The sequence below is a fragment of the Agrobacterium sp. YIC 4121 genome, assembly GCF_002008205.1.
GTDB lineage: Bacteria > Pseudomonadota > Alphaproteobacteria > Rhizobiales > Rhizobiaceae > Agrobacterium > Agrobacterium leguminum.
On record NZ_MRDI01000027.1, the window covers coordinates 124,786 to 143,646 of the forward strand.

Below are 18,861 nucleotides of genomic sequence, written 5' to 3' on the forward strand. Positions count from 1 at the left end.
TTGTCACGGCCGGAGTATGGTCGGCAACGTTCTGGTTTTGTTTTCGCCCCATGTCCACGTCGCAACCCTATGATCCCGGTTTTTGCCGCGACTGTCTGGCCGGCCAGCCAGAGGGGCTGAGGCGTTGCCGCGCCTGTGGCAGCCCGCGCCTTGTTTATCATGCCGAACTCTACGATCTGAGCATTGCCCATATCGACTGCGACGCTTTTTATGCCTCCGTTGAAAAACGGGACAATCCGGAACTGGCCGACAAGCCTGTGATCGTTGGCGGCGGCAAACGTGGGGTGGTTTCCACCGCCTGTTATATCGCCCGCATTCACGGCGTGCGTTCCGCCATGCCCATGTTCAAGGCACTGGAAGCCTGTCCTGACGCCATCGTCATCAAGCCGGATATGGAAAAATACAGCCGTGTCGGACGCGAAATCCGGGCGATGATGCAGGAATTGACGCCGCTCGTGCAGCCGCTTTCCATAGACGAGGCGTTTCTCGATCTTTCCGGCACCGAGAAGCTGCATCACGATCCACCGGCCCGTGTGCTGGCAAAATTCGCTAGGCGCGTGGAAAAGGAAGTGGGCGTGACCGTTTCAGCCGGGCTTTCCTACTGCAAATTTCTGGCCAAGGTCGCGTCCGACCTGCAAAAACCGCGCGGCTTTTCGGTGATCGGCGAAACGGAGGCGCTGTCCTTTCTGGCGACACGACCGGTGACGACCATCTGGGGGGTGGGCAAGGCCTTTGCGGCGACGCTGGAGGCGGACGGTATCCGCATGATCGCGCAGTTGCAGGAGATGGAGGAAAACGAGCTGATGCGCCGTTATGGCGTGATGGGGCAACGCCTCTTCCGGCTTTCGCGCGGCATCGACGAGCGGCACGTGCACAATAACGACCCCGTCAAAAGCGTCTCTTCCGAAACCACCTTCTTCAACGATATTTCCCGTCATGAGGATCTGGTGCCGATACTGCGCTCGCTTTCCGAAAAAGTTGCCTGGCGGCTAAAGAAGAGCGGCATTGCCGGCCAGACGGTGGTGCTGAAGATGAAGACGGCAGACTTCAAGCTCCGCACCCGCAACCGCAAGCTGGACGACCCTACGCAGCTTGCCGACCGGATTTTCCGCACCGGCCTTTCGCTGCTGGAAAAGGAAACGGACGGCACCAGGTTCCGCCTCATCGGGATCGGCGTCAGCGATCTGCGCGACGCGGGCCTCGCCGATCCGCCCGATCTCGTCGACAAACAGGCGGGGCGCCGGGCTGCGGCGGAAGCGGCGATGGACAAGCTGCGCGACAAGTTCGGCAAGGGCAGCGTCGAGACCGGCTATACGTTCGGAACGCGCAAATAACAGTTGCGGGATTGTGTGACAGGTCGCGCAATCGTGCGCTCACCGCCTCGCGCCGGATATATTTTAGATTTTACACAAATTAGTGATGTTGCGAATGAGCGGTCCTTAAACTTCATTAAACTTCGCGTGATTGAGTGAGGCAAGTTTTGTACATGTGGTGTATTGCGTCATGTCCCTCCGCCTCCGTCTTATGGCTGGCATGCTGTCGGCCAGCATTCTTGCCTTTCCGGCGCTTGCCGCTGACAGCAGGTCCCTGCAGATACTGGTATCGAAAAGCGACCAGTCGCTTTCGCTTTATGAGAACGGCGAAATCGTCGCCACCTCGAAAGTCTCCACCGGCAAGGCCGGACATGAGACACCGAGCGGCATCTTCTCGATTCTGGAAAAGCGCAAATACCACGAGTCGAATATCTACTCGGCCGCGCCCATGCCCTTCATGCAGCGGCTGACATGGTCCGGCATCGCGCTGCACGAAGGCAAGGTGCCGAACTATCCGGCCTCGCATGGCTGCGTGCGCCTGCCGTCCAAATTCGCAAAGTCTCTCTTCGGAGACACCCGGACCGGCGTGCATGTCATCATCACCAACCGGCCGGTCTCGCTGCGCTTTGTGCAGCATCCGGCGCTGTTTCAGCCGCGCGACGATGCCGATGACGGCAAGCTGCTTCTCTCGGATGTGGAATTGCGCCCGGCGACTTTCGATGCGGCTTTGGGAACGGTCGAGGTTGCCGTCAATGAAAAGACCCAGGCTCTCAAGCCGGCGGCAAAGACCAGGGAACCCTCGCCCCTGCGCATTCTCATCACTCGGCGCGGCGAGCGGGAAAGGGTGATGGATATTCAGACCGTGCTGACCCGCCTCGGTTTCGATGCCGGTTCAGCCGATGGTTATGCCGGGGAAATGACGATCAGCGCCATCAATGGTTTCAAGCGCTGGAAGGGGCTGAAAACCACCGGCCCGCTTCTGACCGACGCCTTCGTGACGGCGCTTTATGCCTCCGCCGGTGAGGACCACCCACCGACCGGCCAGATCATGGTGCGTCAGGATTTCAAGCCGCTGTTCGAAGCAGCCATCGACATCAAGGACCCGGAAGTCGCGCTCGGAACCCATTTCTTCGAAGCCGTGTCCGTGGATCGCACCGCCGGAACCGCCGAATGGAACGGCGTGACGCTGGAAAACCAACTGCCGGCAGCGGCCCGCAAGCGGCTCGGCATCTCCGTTACCGAAGCCCCGGGCGGTTTCGATCAATTGAGCGCCGTGCTCGGCCGCCTCGAAATTCCCACGGAAATACGCAGCCGGATCGAGCAGGAGCTTTCAATCGGTAGCTCTATCACCGTTTCCGATATCAGTCACCAGCTGGAGACAGGCACTGGAACGGACTTCATCACCGTGACCAAAGAAGGCCCGGTATGAGCGACGTGTGAGGCTTGAGGCCTCACACCAGTTCCACATCGACGACACCGGGCGCGGAGCGCAGCGCAGCGGCGATTTCCGGCGAGATGCGGTATTTCTCCGTCAGCTCCACCTCGATCTCACGGCTGCCCTCATCCTTGATGACGATGAAATAGACTGAGCCGTCACCCTTGGTGTTGAGGTGGCGGGCCACCGTTTTCAGCGGGCCGGAATCGCGCAAATAAACACGCAGCGCCTTCTGCATCTGCACGGATTTCTCTTCCAGCGACTGTGCCGTCTGGATACGCAGGCCGATACCTTCCGGGCGCTCTTCCGCTTGCACGGTGATAACCAGTGATTTGCCGACCTCGAGCAGATCGCGGAACTGGCCGAGCCCTTCGGAAAACAGCACCGCCTCATATTGGCCCGATGCGTCCGAGAAGGTGACGATGCCCATCTTGTTGCCGGTGCGGGTCTTGCGTTCCTGCTTGCCGGTGACCGTGCCGGCCAGACGCCCGGCAGTTGCGCCCTGTTTCACCGCGGCGGAAAAATCGGCGAAATTCTGCACCCGCAGCTTTTCCAGCACGGGGCGATAGGTATCGAGCGGATGGGCGGTCAGGTAAAAACCGAGCACCTGATATTCGCGCAGCAGCTTTTCGGAGGCAAGCCAGGGCTGGAAGGCGGGAAGGATGAGCTTTTCCGGGCCGCTTCCACCACCAGAGCCAAACATGTCCGACTGGCCGATGGTGCGGTTGTTCTGCGCCATCTGCGCATAACCGATGATGCGGTCCAGCCCGCCGATCAGCTCGGCGCGGTCGCGGCCGAAACAATCGAAAGCGCCGGCATTGATCAGGCTTTCCAGCACACGCCGGTTGATCTGCTTGGGATCGATGCGCAGGCAGAAATCCTCAAGGCTCGTGAACGGCTTGCCGTCGCGTACCTGGACGATGTGCTCCACTGCCCCCTCGCCTACGCCCTTGATGGCGGCGAGCGAATAATAGATGAGGTTTTCACCTGTCTCGAATTGCCGGAACGACGTCTGCACCGACGGTGCCACGACCTCTATGCCAAGGCGGCCGGCATCCTGGCGGAAATCGTTGAGCTTTTCCGTGTTCGCCATATCGAGCGTCATCGAGGCCGCCAGGAACTCCACCGGATAATGCGCCTTCATATAGGCGGTCTGGTAGGACACGATGGCGTAGGCCGCAGCGTGGCTCTTGTTGAAGCCGTAATTGGCGAATTTCGCGAGAAGGTCGAAGATGGTGTTGGCCTGCGGCTTCGAGACGCCGTTCTTGATGGCGCCATCCACGAAACGTTCGCGCTGCTTGTCCATCTCCTCCTTGATCTTCTTGCCCATGGCGCGGCGCAGAAGATCGGCTTCGCCGAGCGAATAACCGGAGAGAACCTGGGCGATCTGCATCACCTGTTCCTGATAGACGATAACGCCCTGCGTTTCCTTGAGCAGATGGTCGATGGTGGGGTGGATGGACTCCAGCTCCTCCTCGCCATGTTTGCGGGCATTATAGACCGGGATGTTTTCCATCGGTCCGGGACGATAAAGCGCCACCAGCGCGATGATGTCCTCGATGCAGTCCGGCCGCATGCCGATCAGCGCCTTGCGCATGCCGGCACTTTCCACCTGAAACACGCCGATGGTTTCGCCACGCGAGAGCATCTCGTAGGTTTTGGCATCATCCAGCGGGATCGCCGCGAGATCGACCTTGATGCCGCGCTTGGCAACAAAATCGACGGCCACCTTCAGCACCGTCAGTGTCTTCAGGCCGAGGAAGTCGAATTTGACGAGACCGGCGCTTTCCACCCATTTCATGTTGAACTGGGTGACCGGCATATCCGAGCGCGGATCGCGATACATCGGCACCAGCTTCGACAGCGGGCGGTCACCGATGACGATACCGGCTGCGTGGGTGGAGGCGTGGCGGTAAAGTCCCTCGATCTTCTGGGCGATATCCAGAAGGCGGGCGACGACCGGCTCCTTGTCCGCCTCTTCCTGCAGGCGCGGCTCTTCCTCGATCGCTTTCGACAGGGGTGTCGGGTTGGCCGGATTGTTGGGCACCAGCTTGCAGATCTTGTCCACCTGCCCATAGGGCATTTCCAGCACGCGGCCGACGTCGCGCAAGGCCGCGCGCGCCTGCAGCGAACCGAAGGTGATGATCTGCGCCACCTGCTCGCGGCCATATTTGGCCTGCACGTAACGGATCACCTCTTCGCGACGGTCCTGGCAGAAGTCGATATCGAAGTCGGGCATCGAAACGCGTTCAGGATTGAGGAAGCGTTCGAACAGCAGCGAGAAGCGCAGAGGATCGACATCGGTAATCGTGAGCGCATAAGCGACAAGCGAGCCCGCACCCGAACCGCGGCCCGGCCCGACCGGAATATCGTGCTGCTTGGCCCACTTGATGAAGTCGGCAACGATCAGGAAGTAACCGGGGAACTTCATGCGCGAGATGACGCCGAGTTCGAAATCCAGCCTGTCGCGATAGTCCTGCTCCGTATAGCCGGCCGCCATGCCGAGCGCCGCCAGGCGCTGATCCAGCCCCTCCACCGCCTGACGGCGAAGCTCTTCGGCTTCGGCATGTTCCGCCGCCTCCGGGTCGTCGCTGGCGCCGGTGAAACGCGGCAGGATCGGCCCGCGCTTCTTCAGCACATAGGAGCAGCGCAGCGCGATCTCGACGGTGTTTTCCAGCGCCTCGGGAAGATCGGCAAACAGCGCCGCCATTTCCTGTCGACTTTTGAGGTAATGGTCGGGCGTGAGCCGGAACCGGCTGTCATCGGAGACAATAGCGTTATGCGCCACCGCCATCAGCGCATCATGCGCCTCGTAATCGGCTTTGGAAGGGAAAAACGCCTCGTTGGTGGCGACCAGCGGAATATCATGGTCATAAGCAAGGCCGATCATGCGCCGCTCATGGGAGCGGTCATAACCGGACTGGCGCTGTAATTCGATATAAAGCCGGTCACCGAAGAGTGACTTCAGCGTCAGCAGCCGTTCTTTCGCCTGGGCAGCGTGACCTTCCTTCAAGGCCATATCCACCGGACCGCCGGAAGCGCCCGTCAGCGCGATCAGGCCGGCATTGGAGGCTTCCTCCAGCCATGCACGGGTAATATGTACCGAATGGCCGCTGCCCTCGCCTTCCAGATAGGCGCGGCTGACGATATCCACCAGCCGCTCGTAACCTTCGGCATTGGCGGCAAGGAGCACTATGGCGGGAAGTTTCTGAAGGTGGCTGTTATGGTTGCGGCGGTCCTCCGCCGCATCCTGCATGTCGATCGACAGCTGGCAGCCGATGATGGGCTGCAAACCTTCATCGCGCGCCTTTTCGGAAAATTCCAGCGCGACAAAGAGGTTGTTGGTATCGGTGATGGCAATGGCCGGCTGGCCGTCGGCGACGGCCTTCGACATGATTTTCTTGAGGGGTAAGGCCCCCTCAAGCAGGGAATAGGCGGAATGAACCCGCAAATGGACGAAACCGGGAGTTTTTAGCGTCTCGCCAGAGGTCTCTCCACGCACAACCGCATCGCCCATATCATCATCCTGTCATTCTGAATCGAGGGGGCGATTTTCCGATTTCCGGCGCTCAAAGTCCACCGCTTTGCGGCGTCCATACAGGTTTCTGCGCCGATGTGCCCTTCACAGGGCGGTGAGGATCACCGAAAAGCTGGCTACGAAGACAGCGATGGAGGCGAAAGCGGCAACGTCACGGATGAAATCAGTCATTGGTCTCTCCTTACTCGTTATGTTCCAACTTTGTTCTCATTTTGTTCGATTGTCAACAGGGTTTTGCTGATATTCCCCTTGCTAATGCCGCAGAATCGCCTTCGGTTCCCGCATGGGAACAGCAAGCCACTGACTCCAAAACGAAAAAAACCCGGAGGTAAAAACACCGCCGGGCTCAGAAAAAATTCAAATGAGAAGAACCGGCGTTCTCTGGAGAGCACCGGACGGATCGACTTACCAGCTCAGAAATCGACGATCTTGCCGTCGGCCAGCGTCACGCGCCGGTCCATGCGGGCGGCGAGTTCATGATTGTGGGTGGCGATCAGCGCCGCAAGGCCGGATTGGCGTACCAGCGCCTCCAGCGCGTCGAATACATAATGCGCTGTTTCCGGATCGAGATTACCGGTCGGCTCATCGGCGAGCAGCAAAAGCGGTGCGTTGGCGACGGCGCGGGCGATGGCGACACGCTGCTGTTCACCGCCGGAGAGTTCCGCCGGGCGGTGCTCACCGCGATGCCCCACCCGCATATAGTCGAGCAGCGCACTGGCGCGCTTGTGGGCTTCGGCCTGTGTCAGACCGGCGATGAGCTGCGGCATCATCACATTTTCCACCGCCGAGAATTCCGGCAGGAGATGATGGAACTGGTAGACAAAGCCGATATCGCTGCGGCGGATCGCGGTTCGCGTTTCATCCGGCAGGTCATTGCAGGGTGCACCGTTGATATAGACCTCGCCGGCATCTGGATGTTCGAGAAGTCCCGCCAGATGCAGCAGCGTGGATTTGCCGGTACCCGAAGGGGCGACCAGCGCCACCATCTCGCCGCTCTTCAATTCGAAATCAGCCTTGCGCAGAATGGAAAGCGACGTCTCGCCCTGACCATAGGTTCTCTCGACGCCAGTAAGCCGCAGCACTGTTTTTTTTGCCATATTGCGAAGCGGTCCTTATTCGTAACGCAGGGCCTGCACCGGATCGAGCTTGGAAGCCCGCCATGCTGGAAAGATCGTTGCCAGGAAAGATAGCGTCAGCGCCATGATGACAACGGAAATGGTCTCGCTGATATCCATTTCGGCCGGAAGCTGGCTCAGGAAATAAAGCTGCGGGTCAAACAGCACCGTGCCGGATATCCACGAGAAGAACTGCCGGATGGATTCCACATTGAGGCAGACGATGACGCCGAGCGCCACGCCGGCAAAGGTGCCGACCATGCCAATGGCCGCCCCGGTCATGAAGAAGATGCGCATCACGGAGCCGGAGCTTGCGCCCATGGTGCGCAGAATGGCGATGTCGCTGCCCTTGTCCTTCACCAGCATGATGAGGCCGGAAATGATGTTCAGCGCCGCCACCAGAACAATGAGAGTGAGGATCATGAACATCACGTTTCTTTCCACCTGCAGGGCGGAAAAGAAGGTCTGGTTCCGCTGTCTCCAGTCGGTGATATAAATCTGCCGTTCGGCGGCCTGTTCCACCAGCGGGCGGATTCCGTCGACGTCGTCGGGGCGGCTGACATAAAGCTCTATGGATTGCACGAGGCCTTCGGCATTGAAATAAAGCTGAGCTTCGGACAGGGGCATATAGATCATCGAGGCGTCATATTCCGACATGCCGATCTCGAAGACACCCGATATCTTGTAGGATTTGACGCGCGGATTGACGCCCATCGGCGTCACGTCGCCTTCCGGGGAAATGAGGGTGATGTCGTCACCGGCCGTTACGCCGAGCTGGGCGGCGAGCCTTGAGCCGACAAGAACGCCATCTCCGGCCATGAAGCCGACCAGATCGCCGGTCTTGATGTTGGTGGCGACTTCCTTGACCTTGTCGATATCTTCCTGGCGAACGCCGCGCACCAGAGCGCCGGAGCCCGCGCCGCCGCGGCCGGAGGCGAGCGTCTGGCCCTCCACCAGCGGCAGGGCCATGGTGACGCCGGGAACGGCGGCAAACTTCTTCGCCAGCTCATCATAATTATTGAAGGGCTGGTCGATAGGCTGCACGATCATATGGCCGTTGATGCCGAGAATGCGCGAAATGAGCTCGGTGCGGAACCCGTTCATCACCGCCATGACGATGATGAGCGTCGCCACGCCCAGCATGATGCCGACAAAGGAAAACCCGGCAATGACGGAAATGAACGCTTCCTTGCGCCGCGACCGCAGATAACGCCAGGCCACCATACGTTCAAAAGCGGAAAACGGCCGGGCGGTTTTTGCCCCGGCGGAAACAGCCGCACCCTTGTCAGCCTCGGCTTGTGCCATGTCGTCTCCCTGATCTCAAACTACAAGGCCGGTCTTTTCCGAAAACCGGCCCATATTTCTGCGACATCTGCGTTACGAAACCGGAGCGGACTTCGGGTGAAGCCGCTCCGTCTTCAGCTCGCGCTCAGCCGAGTACTCTGTTCATCGCCGCCTCGATCGTCACGGTCTCCCGCTCACCGGTCTTGCGATCCTTCACTTCGACTTCGCCATTCGCGACCGAACGCGGGCCGACAATGATCTGCAGCGGCACGCCAATCAGATCGGCCGTGGCGAATTTCTGGCCTGCACGGTCGTCCGTGTCGTCGTAAAGAACATCCTTGCCGGCGTTGGAGAGCGAGTAATACAGCTTTTCGCAAGCCGCATCACAGGCAGCATCGCCAGCCTTCATGTTGATGATCACGACATCGAAGGGAGCGACCGAGGCCGGCCAGATGATTCCGTTCTCGTCATGCGATGCTTCAATGATGGCGGGAACAAGGCGTGTGGGCCCGATACCATAGGAACCCATGTGGACAGGGTGTTCCTTGCCATCCTTACCCTGCACTTTCGCGCCCATCGGCTCGGAATATTTGGTGCCGAAATAGAAGATGTGGCCGACTTCAATGCCGCGCGCGGAAAGGCGCTCGCCATCGGGAATGGCATTGTAAGCGGCTTCGTCATGCATTTCGGACGTGGCGGCATAATCGGCCGTCCACTCATCGAATACGCCTTGCAACGCCGCGACATCGTCGAAGTCGGTGTTTTCGGCGGGAATGGCGCGGTCGAGGAAGCTCTTGTGGCAGAAGACTTCGGATTCGCCGGTATCGGCCAGAATGATGAATTCATGGCTGTGATTGCCACCAATCGGGCCGGTATCGGCACGCATCGGAATGGCGCGCAGGCCAAGGCGCTCGAAGGTGCGCAGGTAAGCCACGAACATCTTGTTATAGGAATGGATCGCGTCTTCCTTGGTCAGATCGAAGGAATAGGCGTCCTTCATCAGGAACTCACGCGAACGCATGGTGCCGAAACGCGGACGCACCTCGTCGCGGAACTTAAGCTGTATATGGTAGAGGTTCAGCGGCAGGTTCTTGTAGGACTTCACATAAGAACGGAAGATGTCAGTGATCATCTCCTCATTGGTGGGGCCGTAGAGCATCTGGCGGTCCTGACGGTCCTTGATGCGCAGCATTTCCTTGCCGTAGTCATCGTAACGGCCGCTTTCCTGCCAGAGCTCGGCCGATTGCAGCGTCGGCATCAGAAGCTCGATGGCGCCGGAGCGATCCTGCTCCTGGCGGATGATCCTGTTGACCTTGTCCAGCACGCGCTTGCCGAGCGGCAGCCAGGAATAGATGCCAGCCGATTGCTGCCGGATCATGCCGGCGCGCAGCATGAGGCGGTGGGAGACGATCTCCGCTTCCTTGGGGTTTTCCTTCAGGATGGGCATGAAATAACGGCTGAGACGCATGACGGCTTCCATTGATGCGGACGACAGCGCGCAAAGGCGCGGGAATCGCCCCGAATAGAGGGATATTGGCGCGGGATATAGCCGTTTCCGGCCGAGATGAAAACCCGCCATGAAAAGAGCGTTAAAGGCGATTTTGCGGTATTTTCGCGATAGCTAATTCGCGTCAAAACGCTTTGGTCGGAATATTATTCTTGATCCGGTGCGACAAATTGCACCACGGAGAATTTTTTGCCGACTGTAACAAATATGCAAAAAATGAGATGACAAGCATGGGGGTTTGAGCTAGCTTTAGCTTACAAAAGAGGCAGGAAGTTTAAATTCTTGTCATTTTCGCGGTCAGTCTTGGGAGGATCAGATCTTAGGCGCGCTCGTTCGCAGCCCCGGCAACGGTTACAGATCACGCGAAACCTGGAAAACAAGGCTGAAAGGCCTTGTTTTTTTTTGCTTCTACACAAATAACCCCGCCCCGCCGCTATATTCCGGTAAAATTATGGCGGTGAATCAGGCACTGAGCACGTTCCTGCTGTTTGCACGAGAGATATGACATCCATATGACAGAATCCCGGTCATATCCGCCGGAAACTGCCGCGACCATGGGCTCACCGCCAGTCTGAGTGAGCAAGATGCGCGCGAACGGCGATCACCAGCGCAGCTTTTCAATCGAAAACGGGAATAATTCTCGGCAGGTCATCGAGGCTGACGCCGAACCACCAGGTTCCGCCGTACCACAGCCCACAGATCAGGGCCGAGATTACGGTCGTCCACAAAACGATCCGCCCGCCCCTGAACCTTGATGGCGCACTGGCGACCGTGCCCAGCGCCACATCGCCCTCCTCGTCCTGAGTGCGCAGGCCAATCGGCAGCACGATGAAAAGCACCGTCCACCAGACGATGAAATAAACGGCGAAGGCCGAAAGAAGCGGCATGTGATCCTCCTGCACAATGGGCTTCTTGTAACGCATTCATCCGCAGATCGGAATCACTTCTCCGCAAGAAACCCTAAAAGAAAACAGAAGGGCCGCGCTTTGCGGCACGGCCCTGGAATCAACGGGAAAAAGGCAGACGCCCCGGCCGATTGCCAGTAAGCTCCCGGCTTAGACCTTGGTTACAAATACCGTGACGATCGGCTTCTTGCCCCAGCTCTGGTTGGCGGCGGCACGCACGGCGCGACGCACGGCTTCACGCAGCAGATCCAGATCCTTGCGGCGGGCACGCGGAATGCTTTCTACGGCGCCGAGAACGGCGTCATAAAGCGTGTCTTCCATCGCCTCGTCCTCGTCATCGAATTCCGGCAGGCCGAAGGGCACCACATCGGGATCGCCGAGGAAATCGTAACGGCTATCCAGCACGACATTGACGGCCACATGGCCGGCGAAGGACAGTTTGCGGCGATTGCTGATGCCCATCTCGTCCATGTCGCCAACGAGATTGCCATCCTTGAAAACGCGGCCATGCGGCACGTCGTCGATGACTTCGGCCGGACCCGGCGCAAGGCGCAAAACATTGCCGTTGCGCACCTTCGGCACCTGCGAGATGCCGGCCTGTTCGGCCAGTTCCTTCTGCGCCACCAGATGCGCCGCCTCGCCATGGACGGGCACAACGATCTGCGGCTTCGTCCATTCATACATCTTCAGAAGTTCGTTGCGTCGCGGATGGCCCGAGACATGCACCAGCGCCTCATTGTCGGTGACGATATGGACGCCCTGCTCGATGAGGCCGTTCTTGATGTCGATGATCGCCTTCTCGTTGCCGGGGATGGCGCGCGATGAGAACACCACCGTATCGCCGGAAGCCAGCGCCACATTGCGCATCTCGTCACGCGAAAGCTTGGCGAGTGCGGCGCGCGGCTCGCCCTGCGAACCGGTCAGGATCAGCACCACCCGGTCGCGCGGAATATAGCCATATTCGTCTTCGGCGAGGAATGGCTTGATGCCTTCCATGATGCCGAGATCCTGCGAGACGTTCACGACACGCTTCAGCGACGAGCCAAGCAGCAGCACCTCGCGGCCGGCTGCTTCCGCGGCCTGCGCAATCGAGCGGATGCGACCGACATTGGAGGAGAAGGTGGTGACGGCCACACGACCCTCGGCGTTTTCGATGATCTGCCGCAGGCCTTCGGAAACCTCGTGTTCGGAGGGCGATACGCCATCGCGCACCGAATTGGTGCTGTCGCACATCAGCGCCAGTACGCCCTCTTCGCCGATGGCGCGGAAGCGGGCCTCATCCGTCAACGGACCGAGCGACGGGGCTTCGTCGATTTTCCAGTCACCGGTGTGGATGACATTGCCGAGCGGTGTGCGGATGACCAGCGACATCGGCTCCGGAATGGAGTGGTTGACGCCGACCGCCTCGATTTCGAACGGGCCGACATTGATGCGGTCGCCCGCCTTGAAGATCGTCACCGGAATTTCGGCGCGCGTGCCTTCATAGGCGCGCTTGGCTTCCAGCATGCCGGCGGTGAAAGGCGAGGCATAGACCGGCACGTTGAGGCCGGGCCAGAGATCGTTCAGCGCGCCATAATGGTCTTCATGGGCGTGGGTGATGATGATGCCCTTGAGGTTCTTTTTCTGCTCGGCGATATAGCTGATGTCCGGCAGTACCAGATCGACGCCCGGCAGGTCCGGGCCGGCGAAGGTCACGCCGCAATCCACCATGATCCATTGGCGCTTGCTTTCCGGCCCGTAGCCGTAAAGCGCCAGATTCATGCCGATTTCACCCACGCCGCCAAGCGGCAAAAAGACCAGTTCGTCCTGTTTAGCCATTATTTTTCTTATCCATTCACGAAAGCACGCAGGCGACGGCAATTGGCCGCGCCCGCCGCGCTCTTAAGCATCGGACCTGTTGAACCATCTGATCGACCGGGCCGATGCGGAACCGGTTTTTCACCCTGCTTTTCATGAGCCGCAGGAAAGCTCCAACCCGTCGAAAGCGGTTCGGCGCGGGCCTTCGGGTCGCGCCGTTCACCTCATCCGAAAAACACGTCGCCGGCGGCAATCGAGCGCCTTGCGCCCTCATCCTCATCCAGCAGCAGATAACCATTATCATCAATCCCGACGAAACGCCCGCCAATCGAACGGTCCGGGAAGTTGACGGTGATATGTTCGCCGATACCACAGGCGGCGGCACGCCAGCCAGCCATGATGCCGGCAACGCCCCTGCCCTCGTCCCAATCCCCCAGCACCTCCGCCGTCTCACGGAAAAGATGGGCGAACAACTCGTCGGGCGAGCAGGACGCACCATGTTCGGAAAGCATGGTGACGGGGTAAAGCGGATTTTCCGGTTTATGGGCGATATTGATGCCGATGCCGATGACGATGGCGCGTCGGCCATCCGGCAGCAGCTCCGCCTCCATGAGAATGCCGCAGGTCTTGCGGCGTCCGATCAGCACGTCGTTCGGCCATTTGATTTCGAGCGGCTCACCACCCGTCGGCAGCACCGCGCGGATGGCGCGATAAACAGCCAGCGCGAAGGCAAGCGGCAGGGACCCTATACGGTCCATCGGAGCGGGATCGATCAGAAGAAGCGAGGCGTAGAGATTGCCGGGTTCGGAGACCCATGGCCGGCCGCGACGGCCGCGTCCGCCGGTCTGGCGGATGGCGGTGATCCACAGATTGCCGCCATCGCCCGCCCTTGCCTGGGTGAAACATTCCAGATTGGTCGATGGCGTTTCCGCCATCGCCTCGTGCCGGAAGTCATCGATGGACATCCGGCCCGTATGCTTGTGTGTGCTGCTCAAAAGAAGGTCTTCGCCGCAGCAGTGACCGCGTTGCCGAGTGCACCGCCGAAGACGATGAAGGCCACGGTGAAGAAGGCCGAAAGCGCATAAACCACTTTGAGTTCGCCCGAAGGACGCTCGAACTTGTCCTTGGCTTCATCGAACCACATGACCTTGACGACGCGGATATAATAATAGGCGCCGACAACCGAGCCAATGACACCGATGATGGCGAGCGGATAGAGCTTCGCCTCGATGGCTGCGAGGAAGACGTAATACTTGCCGAAGAAGCCGGCGAGCGGTGGAATGCCGGCAAGCGAGAACATCAGAATCGTCAGTACAACTGCCATGAAGGGGTTGGAGGACGAAAGACCGGCCAGATCCTCGACAGTCTCGACATTGCCGATTTCCTTGCGGCGCATGGAGAGAATGCAGGCGAAGGTGCCGAGCGTCATGACCATATAAACGGTCATGTAGAGAATGACGCCAGCCACACCGGCTTCGGTGCCCGCAGCGAGACCGACCAGCGCATAACCCATGTGACCGATGGAGGAATAAGCCATCAGGCGCTTGATGTTCTTCTGGCCGATTGCGGCAAAGGAGCCGAGCAGCATGGAGGCGATGGAGATGAACACGACGATCTGCTGCCAGTCGGCGAAGACCGGCTGGAACGCCTCGATGACGATGCGAACGAGGATCGCCATAGCGCCAATCTTCGGCGCAGCCGACAGGAACGCCGTTACCGGGGTCGGCGCACCTTCATAAACGTCCGGCGTCCACATGTGGAACGGCACGGCCGAAATCTTGAAGGCGAGACCGGCGAGAACGAAGACCAGGCCGAAAACGAGACCGAGCGAACGGGTTTCCGAGGCCAGAACCTGGGCGATTTCGGTAAAGCCGGTATTGCCGGTGAAGCCGTAGACCAGCGACATGCCGTAAAGCAGCATGCCGGAAGACAGCGCGCCGAGCACGAAATACTTCAGGCCCGCTTCCGTGGAGCGCAGGCTTTCACGGTTGATGGCGCAGACCACGTAGAGCGCCAGCGACTGCAGTTCCAGCGCCATGTAGAGCGAGATCAGGTTGTTGGCCGAGATCATCAGCAGGATGCCCAGCGTCGCAAGAACCAGCAGCACCGGATATTCGAAACGGCCGATGGGTTCGAAACGGCCCTGACCGACGGCCAGGATCATGGCGGTGATGGAGCCGATCAGCGCCAGTACCTTCATGAAGTTGCCGAAGGCATCGGCGATGTAGACACCGCCGAAGGCCACGCCTGAAGCGGGGGCAAAGATGATCCAGAGACCGACGACGAGCAGGAGGGCAACGGCAAGGCCGGTGACCGTCGTTGTCGACTTGTCGCCCGAGAAGACGCCAATCATGAGCAGCGCCAGCGCGCCGACCGCAAGGATCAGCTCGGGCGTCGCAATGTGCAGACTGGCAAAAAGGATTTCAGCGGTCATGTCCAACGGGTCCTGTCGTCAATTCATAGAGAGCGCAACATTTTGCGCCGCCTGCAATGCAGCCGTATAGTTGTTTACCAGAAGATCGACCGATGCGGCTGTCGCATCGAACACCGGTGCCGGATAGACGCCGAAGAAGATCGTCAGCACAACCAGCGGATAAAGGATGACCTTTTCGCGGGTCGACAGATCGAGCATCGACTTCAGGCTTTCCTTCTCAAGCGCACCGAAGATCACGCGGCGATAGAGCCACAGCGCATAGGCGGCCGAGAGGATGACGCCGGTTGCCGCAAACAGTGCGACCAGCGTGTTGGCGCGGAAGACGCCGATCAGCGTCAGGAACTCACCGACGAAGCCGGAGGTGCCGGGCAGACCGACATTGGCCATGGTGAAGATCATGAAGGCGACGGCATATTTCGGCATGTTGTTGACGAGGCCGCCATAGGCCGCGATTTCGCGGGTGTGGAGACGGTCGTAGACAACGCCGACGCAGAGGAAGAGCGCGCCCGACACGATGCCGTGCGACAGCATCTGGAAGATTGCGCCCTGCACGCCCTGAACGTTGGCGGCGAAGATACCCATGGTCACGTAACCCATGTGGGCGACGGAGGAATAGGCAATCAGCTTCTTGATGTCGTCCTGCATCATCGCCACCAGCGAGGTGTAGATGATGGCGAGAACCGACAGCGTGAAGACGAAGGGAGCGAAATAATCCGAAGCCAGCGGGAACATCGATAGCGAGAAGCGGATGAAACCGTAACCGCCGAGCTTCAGCATGACGCCGGCAAGGATGACCGAACCTGCGGTCGGAGCCTGAACGTGGGCGTCCGGCAGCCAGGTGTGCACCGGCCACATCGGCATCTTGACCGAGAAGGCGGCGAAACAGGCAAGCCACAGCCAGGTCTGCATGCCGGCCGGGAAGCCGTATTTCAAGAGTTCCGTCATGTCGGTGGTGCCGGCCTGCCAGTACATGGCCATGATGGCGAGCATGGTCAGAACCGAACCGAGCAGCGTGTAGAGGAAGAACTTGTAGGAGGCGTAAACGCGATCCTTGCCGCCCCACACACCGATGATGATGAACATCGGGATCAGCGTCGCTTCGAAGAAGACGTAGAAGAGAACCGTATCCAGCGCCACGAAAACGCCGATCATGACGACTTCCAAGAGCAGGAAGGCGATCATGTATTCCTTGATACGCTTCTCGATGGAATCCCAGCTTGCCAGCACGCAGAAGGGCATGAGGAAAGTTGTGAGGATGACGAAGAGCATGGAAATGCCGTCGACGCCAAGATGATAGGCGGCGATGTTGCCGAACCACTGATGCTTCTCGACCATCTGGAAACCGGGGTTCGAATTGTCGAACCCGATCCAGATGAACAGCGACACGATGAAAGTGAAGACCGTCGTCAGCAGCGAGACATTGAGAATGTTGCGGCGACCATAGGGGCCGTTCTCATTCGTCAGAAGCAGGAGCACCACGCCGACGAGCGGCAGAAAGGTGACCGTTGAAAGAATGGGCCAATCGGTCATCAGAGGGCACTCCCGAGCATCATCCAGGTGACAAGCGCCGCGATGCCGATCAGCATCGCAAAGGCATAATGATAGAGGTAACCGGATTGCAGGCGGACCATGCGGTTGGTCACGTCAACCACACGCGCTGCAATGCCGTTCGGTCCATAGTGGTCGATGACGGCGACGTCACCCTTCTTCCACAGGAAGCGGCCAAGCGCCTTTGCGGAACGAACGAAGAGGAAGTCATAGAGTTCGTCGAAATACCACTTGTTGAGAAGGAACTGGTAGAGGCCACGATGGGTCTCGGCCAGACGCTTCGGCGTCTCCGGCGACTTGATGTACATGTACCAGGCGGTCACGAAACCAAGCGCCATGGCGAAGAACGGGCTCCACTTCACCCACAGCGGAACGTGGTGGAACTCTTCCAGGATCTCGTTTTCCGGAAGCGTAAACAGGGCGCCCTTCCAGAATTCGGCATATTCATGACCGAAGAAATAACCTTCGAAGGCAACACCGGCGAAGATCGCGCCAACGGTGAGGATGAAGAGCGGGATGAGCATGACCATCGGCGATTCATGCACGTGGTGCATGACGTCGGCCGAAGCGCGCGGCTTGCCGAAGAAGGTCATGAAGGCCAGACGCCAGGAATAGAAGCTGGTGAACAGCGCGGCGATGACCAGCAGCGTGAAGGCGAAGCCCGACAGAACCGAATGCGACGCATAAGCGGATTCGATGATGACGTCCTTGGAGAAGAAGCCGGCAAAACCGATCATCGTGCCCGGGATACCAACGCCGGTCAGCGCCAGCGTGCCGACAGTCATGGTCCAGAAGGTGATGGGGATATGCTTGCGCAGACCGCCCATGTACCGCATGTCCTGCTCGCCATCGACGGCATGGATGACCGAGCCGGCGCACAGGAACAACAGGGCCTTGAAGAAGGCGTGCGTGAAGAGGTGGAACACGGCAGCGCCATAAGCGCCGACGCCGAGCGCCACGAACATGTAACCGAGCTGCGAGCAGGTCGAATAGGCAATCACGCGCTTGATGTCGTTCTGCACGAGGCCGACCGTTGCCGCAAAGAAGGCGGTGATGGCGCCGATCAGCGTCACGACGGTGAGCGCATCATGCGACAGTTCGAACAGCGGCGACATGCGGGCGACGAGGAAGACGCCGGCGGTGACCATGGTTGCAGCGTGAATGAGGGCAGACACCGGGGTCGGGCCTTCCATCGCGTCCGGCAGCCAGGTGTGCAGCAGGAACTGCGCCGACTTACCCATGGCGCCCATGAAGAGCAGCAGGCAGACGCCCGTCATCGCATTGGCCTTGTCCAGATGCATGCCGAACAGGTTGATGACGGTTTCCGAGGAGACAGCGCCTTCAGCCGGCAGATAGGTCGCAGCGGCAGCGAAGATCGTTTCGAAATTGATCGAACCGAACAGCACGAACACGCCGCCGATGCCGAGAATGAAGCCGAAGTCACCGACGCGGTTGACGATGAAGGCCTTCATAGCGGCGGCCGAAGCGGACGGCTTCTTGAACCAGAAGCCGATCAGCAGATAGGACGCCAGACCCACGCCTTCCCAGCCGAAGAACATCTGCAGCAGGTTGTCGGAGGTCACCAGCATCAACATGGCGAAGGTGAAGAGCGACAGATAGGCGAAGAAGCGCGGACGATGCGGATCGTGGTGCATGTATCCGATCGAATAGAGATGCACCAGCGTCGAGACGGTGTTGACCACGACGAACATGACGGCCGTCAGCGTATCGATGCGGAACGCCCATTCGACATCGATGCCGCCGGACTGGATCCAGCGAAGCACGGTGACCTTGATCACCTCGCCCGGCTCGCCATGGGCGAGTGCTACGGTGAAGAAGACGATCCAGGACAGGATGGCGACCACGATCATCAGACCGGTGGTGACATATTCGGAAGCCTTGGCGCCGATGGAGCGGCCGAACAGGCCGGCGATCAGGAAGCCGATCAGTGGAAGAAAGACGATAGCCTTGTAGATCATAGCCTT

12 protein-coding genes are annotated in these 18,861 nt (G+C 59.5%); 2 read left to right on the forward strand and 10 right to left on the reverse strand.

The window, feature by feature from the left end:
- Positions 1-50: 50 nt before the first annotated feature.
- A complete protein-coding gene (locus tag BTE54_RS22225) occupies positions 51-1,334 on the forward strand; it encodes a DNA polymerase IV (RefSeq protein WP_078054011.1) in 1,284 nt (427 codons plus the stop codon).
- 169 nt (positions 1,335-1,503) lie between these two features.
- On the forward strand, positions 1,504-2,742 hold the full coding sequence (locus BTE54_RS22230) for a L,D-transpeptidase family protein (protein WP_078054012.1): 1,239 nt from the start codon (positions 1,504-1,506) through the stop codon (positions 2,740-2,742).
- 22 nt (positions 2,743-2,764) lie between these two features.
- Here the strand turns inward: BTE54_RS22230 and dnaE are convergent, their stop codons facing one another.
- The 10 genes from dnaE to nuoL all read right to left on the reverse strand — a co-directional run bounded on the left by dnaE (position 2,765) and on the right by nuoL (position 18,855).
- Positions 2,765-6,265, reverse strand: a complete 3,501-nt coding sequence (dnaE, locus tag BTE54_RS22235) for a DNA polymerase III subunit alpha (RefSeq protein ID WP_078054013.1) — start codon at positions 6,263-6,265, stop codon at positions 2,765-2,767.
- A 434-nt stretch (positions 6,266-6,699) separates the two neighbouring features.
- Positions 6,700-7,383: an ABC transporter ATP-binding protein gene (locus BTE54_RS22240; RefSeq protein WP_003521506.1), complete on the reverse strand. Its 684-nt coding sequence runs from the start codon at positions 7,381-7,383 to the stop codon at positions 6,700-6,702.
- 15 nt (positions 7,384-7,398) lie between these two features.
- Positions 7,399-8,706 carry a lipoprotein-releasing ABC transporter permease subunit gene (locus tag BTE54_RS22245; protein ID WP_003521507.1) on the reverse strand — a complete coding sequence of 436 codons (1,308 nt, stop codon included), beginning with the start codon at positions 8,704-8,706 and terminating at the stop codon, positions 7,399-7,401.
- Between the two features lie 124 nt (positions 8,707-8,830).
- A complete protein-coding gene (proS, locus tag BTE54_RS22250; RefSeq protein ID WP_003521508.1) occupies positions 8,831-10,153 on the reverse strand; it encodes a proline--tRNA ligase in 1,323 nt (440 codons plus the stop codon).
- 656 nt (positions 10,154-10,809) lie between these two features.
- Positions 10,810-11,115 carry a DUF1467 family protein gene (locus BTE54_RS22255; protein ID WP_065653980.1) on the reverse strand — a complete coding sequence of 102 codons (306 nt, stop codon included), beginning with the start codon at positions 11,113-11,115 and terminating at the stop codon, positions 10,810-10,812.
- Positions 11,116-11,247: 132 nt separating this feature from the next.
- Positions 11,248-12,915, reverse strand: a complete 1,668-nt coding sequence (locus BTE54_RS22260; protein ID WP_078054014.1) for a ribonuclease J — start codon at positions 12,913-12,915, stop codon at positions 11,248-11,250.
- Between the two features lie 203 nt (positions 12,916-13,118).
- Positions 13,119-13,859, reverse strand: a complete 741-nt coding sequence (locus BTE54_RS22265) for a biotin--[acetyl-CoA-carboxylase] ligase (protein ID WP_065653982.1) — start codon at positions 13,857-13,859, stop codon at positions 13,119-13,121.
- A 26-nt stretch (positions 13,860-13,885) separates the two neighbouring features.
- Positions 13,886-15,328, reverse strand: coding sequence for an NADH-quinone oxidoreductase subunit NuoN (nuoN, locus tag BTE54_RS22270; protein WP_078054275.1), 1,443 nt, complete (start codon positions 15,326-15,328; stop codon positions 13,886-13,888).
- Positions 15,329-15,346: 18 nt separating this feature from the next.
- Entirely contained in the window at positions 15,347-16,858 is a 1,512-nt protein-coding gene (locus BTE54_RS22275) for an NADH-quinone oxidoreductase subunit M (protein ID WP_065653983.1), read from the reverse strand.
- Entirely contained in the window at positions 16,858-18,855 is a 1,998-nt protein-coding gene (gene nuoL / locus BTE54_RS22280; protein ID WP_078054016.1) for an NADH-quinone oxidoreductase subunit L, read from the reverse strand. The genes BTE54_RS22275 and nuoL overlap by 1 nt, the downstream gene beginning before the upstream one ends.
- Between the last annotated feature and the right edge of the window lie 6 nt (positions 18,856-18,861).

Coding starts and splice junctions, on each gene's coding strand:
- BTE54_RS22225 (WP_078054011.1), top strand. CDS start 51: ATGTCCACGTCGCAACCCTATGATCCCGGTTTTTGCCGCGACTGTCTG.
- BTE54_RS22230 (WP_078054012.1), top strand. CDS start 1,504: ATGTCCCTCCGCCTCCGTCTTATGGCTGGCATGCTGTCGGCCAGCATT.
- dnaE (WP_078054013.1), bottom strand. CDS start 6,265: ATGGGCGATGCGGTTGTGCGTGGAGAGACCTCTGGCGAGACGCTAAAA.
- BTE54_RS22240 (WP_003521506.1), bottom strand. CDS start 7,383: ATGGCAAAAAAAACAGTGCTGCGGCTTACTGGCGTCGAGAGAACCTAT.
- BTE54_RS22245 (WP_003521507.1), bottom strand. CDS start 8,706: ATGGCACAAGCCGAGGCTGACAAGGGTGCGGCTGTTTCCGCCGGGGCA.
- proS (WP_003521508.1), bottom strand. CDS start 10,153: ATGCGTCTCAGCCGTTATTTCATGCCCATCCTGAAGGAAAACCCCAAG.
- BTE54_RS22255 (WP_065653980.1), bottom strand. CDS start 11,115: ATGCGTTACAAGAAGCCCATTGTGCAGGAGGATCACATGCCGCTTCTT.
- BTE54_RS22260 (WP_078054014.1), bottom strand. CDS start 12,915: ATGGCTAAACAGGACGAACTGGTCTTTTTGCCGCTTGGCGGCGTGGGT.
- BTE54_RS22265 (WP_065653982.1), bottom strand. CDS start 13,859: ATGTCCATCGATGACTTCCGGCACGAGGCGATGGCGGAAACGCCATCG.
- nuoN (WP_078054275.1), bottom strand. CDS start 15,328: ATGACCGCTGAAATCCTTTTTGCCAGTCTGCACATTGCGACGCCCGAG.
- BTE54_RS22275 (WP_065653983.1), bottom strand. CDS start 16,858: ATGACCGATTGGCCCATTCTTTCAACGGTCACCTTTCTGCCGCTCGTC.
- nuoL (WP_078054016.1), bottom strand. CDS start 18,855: ATGATCTACAAGGCTATCGTCTTTCTTCCACTGATCGGCTTCCTGATC.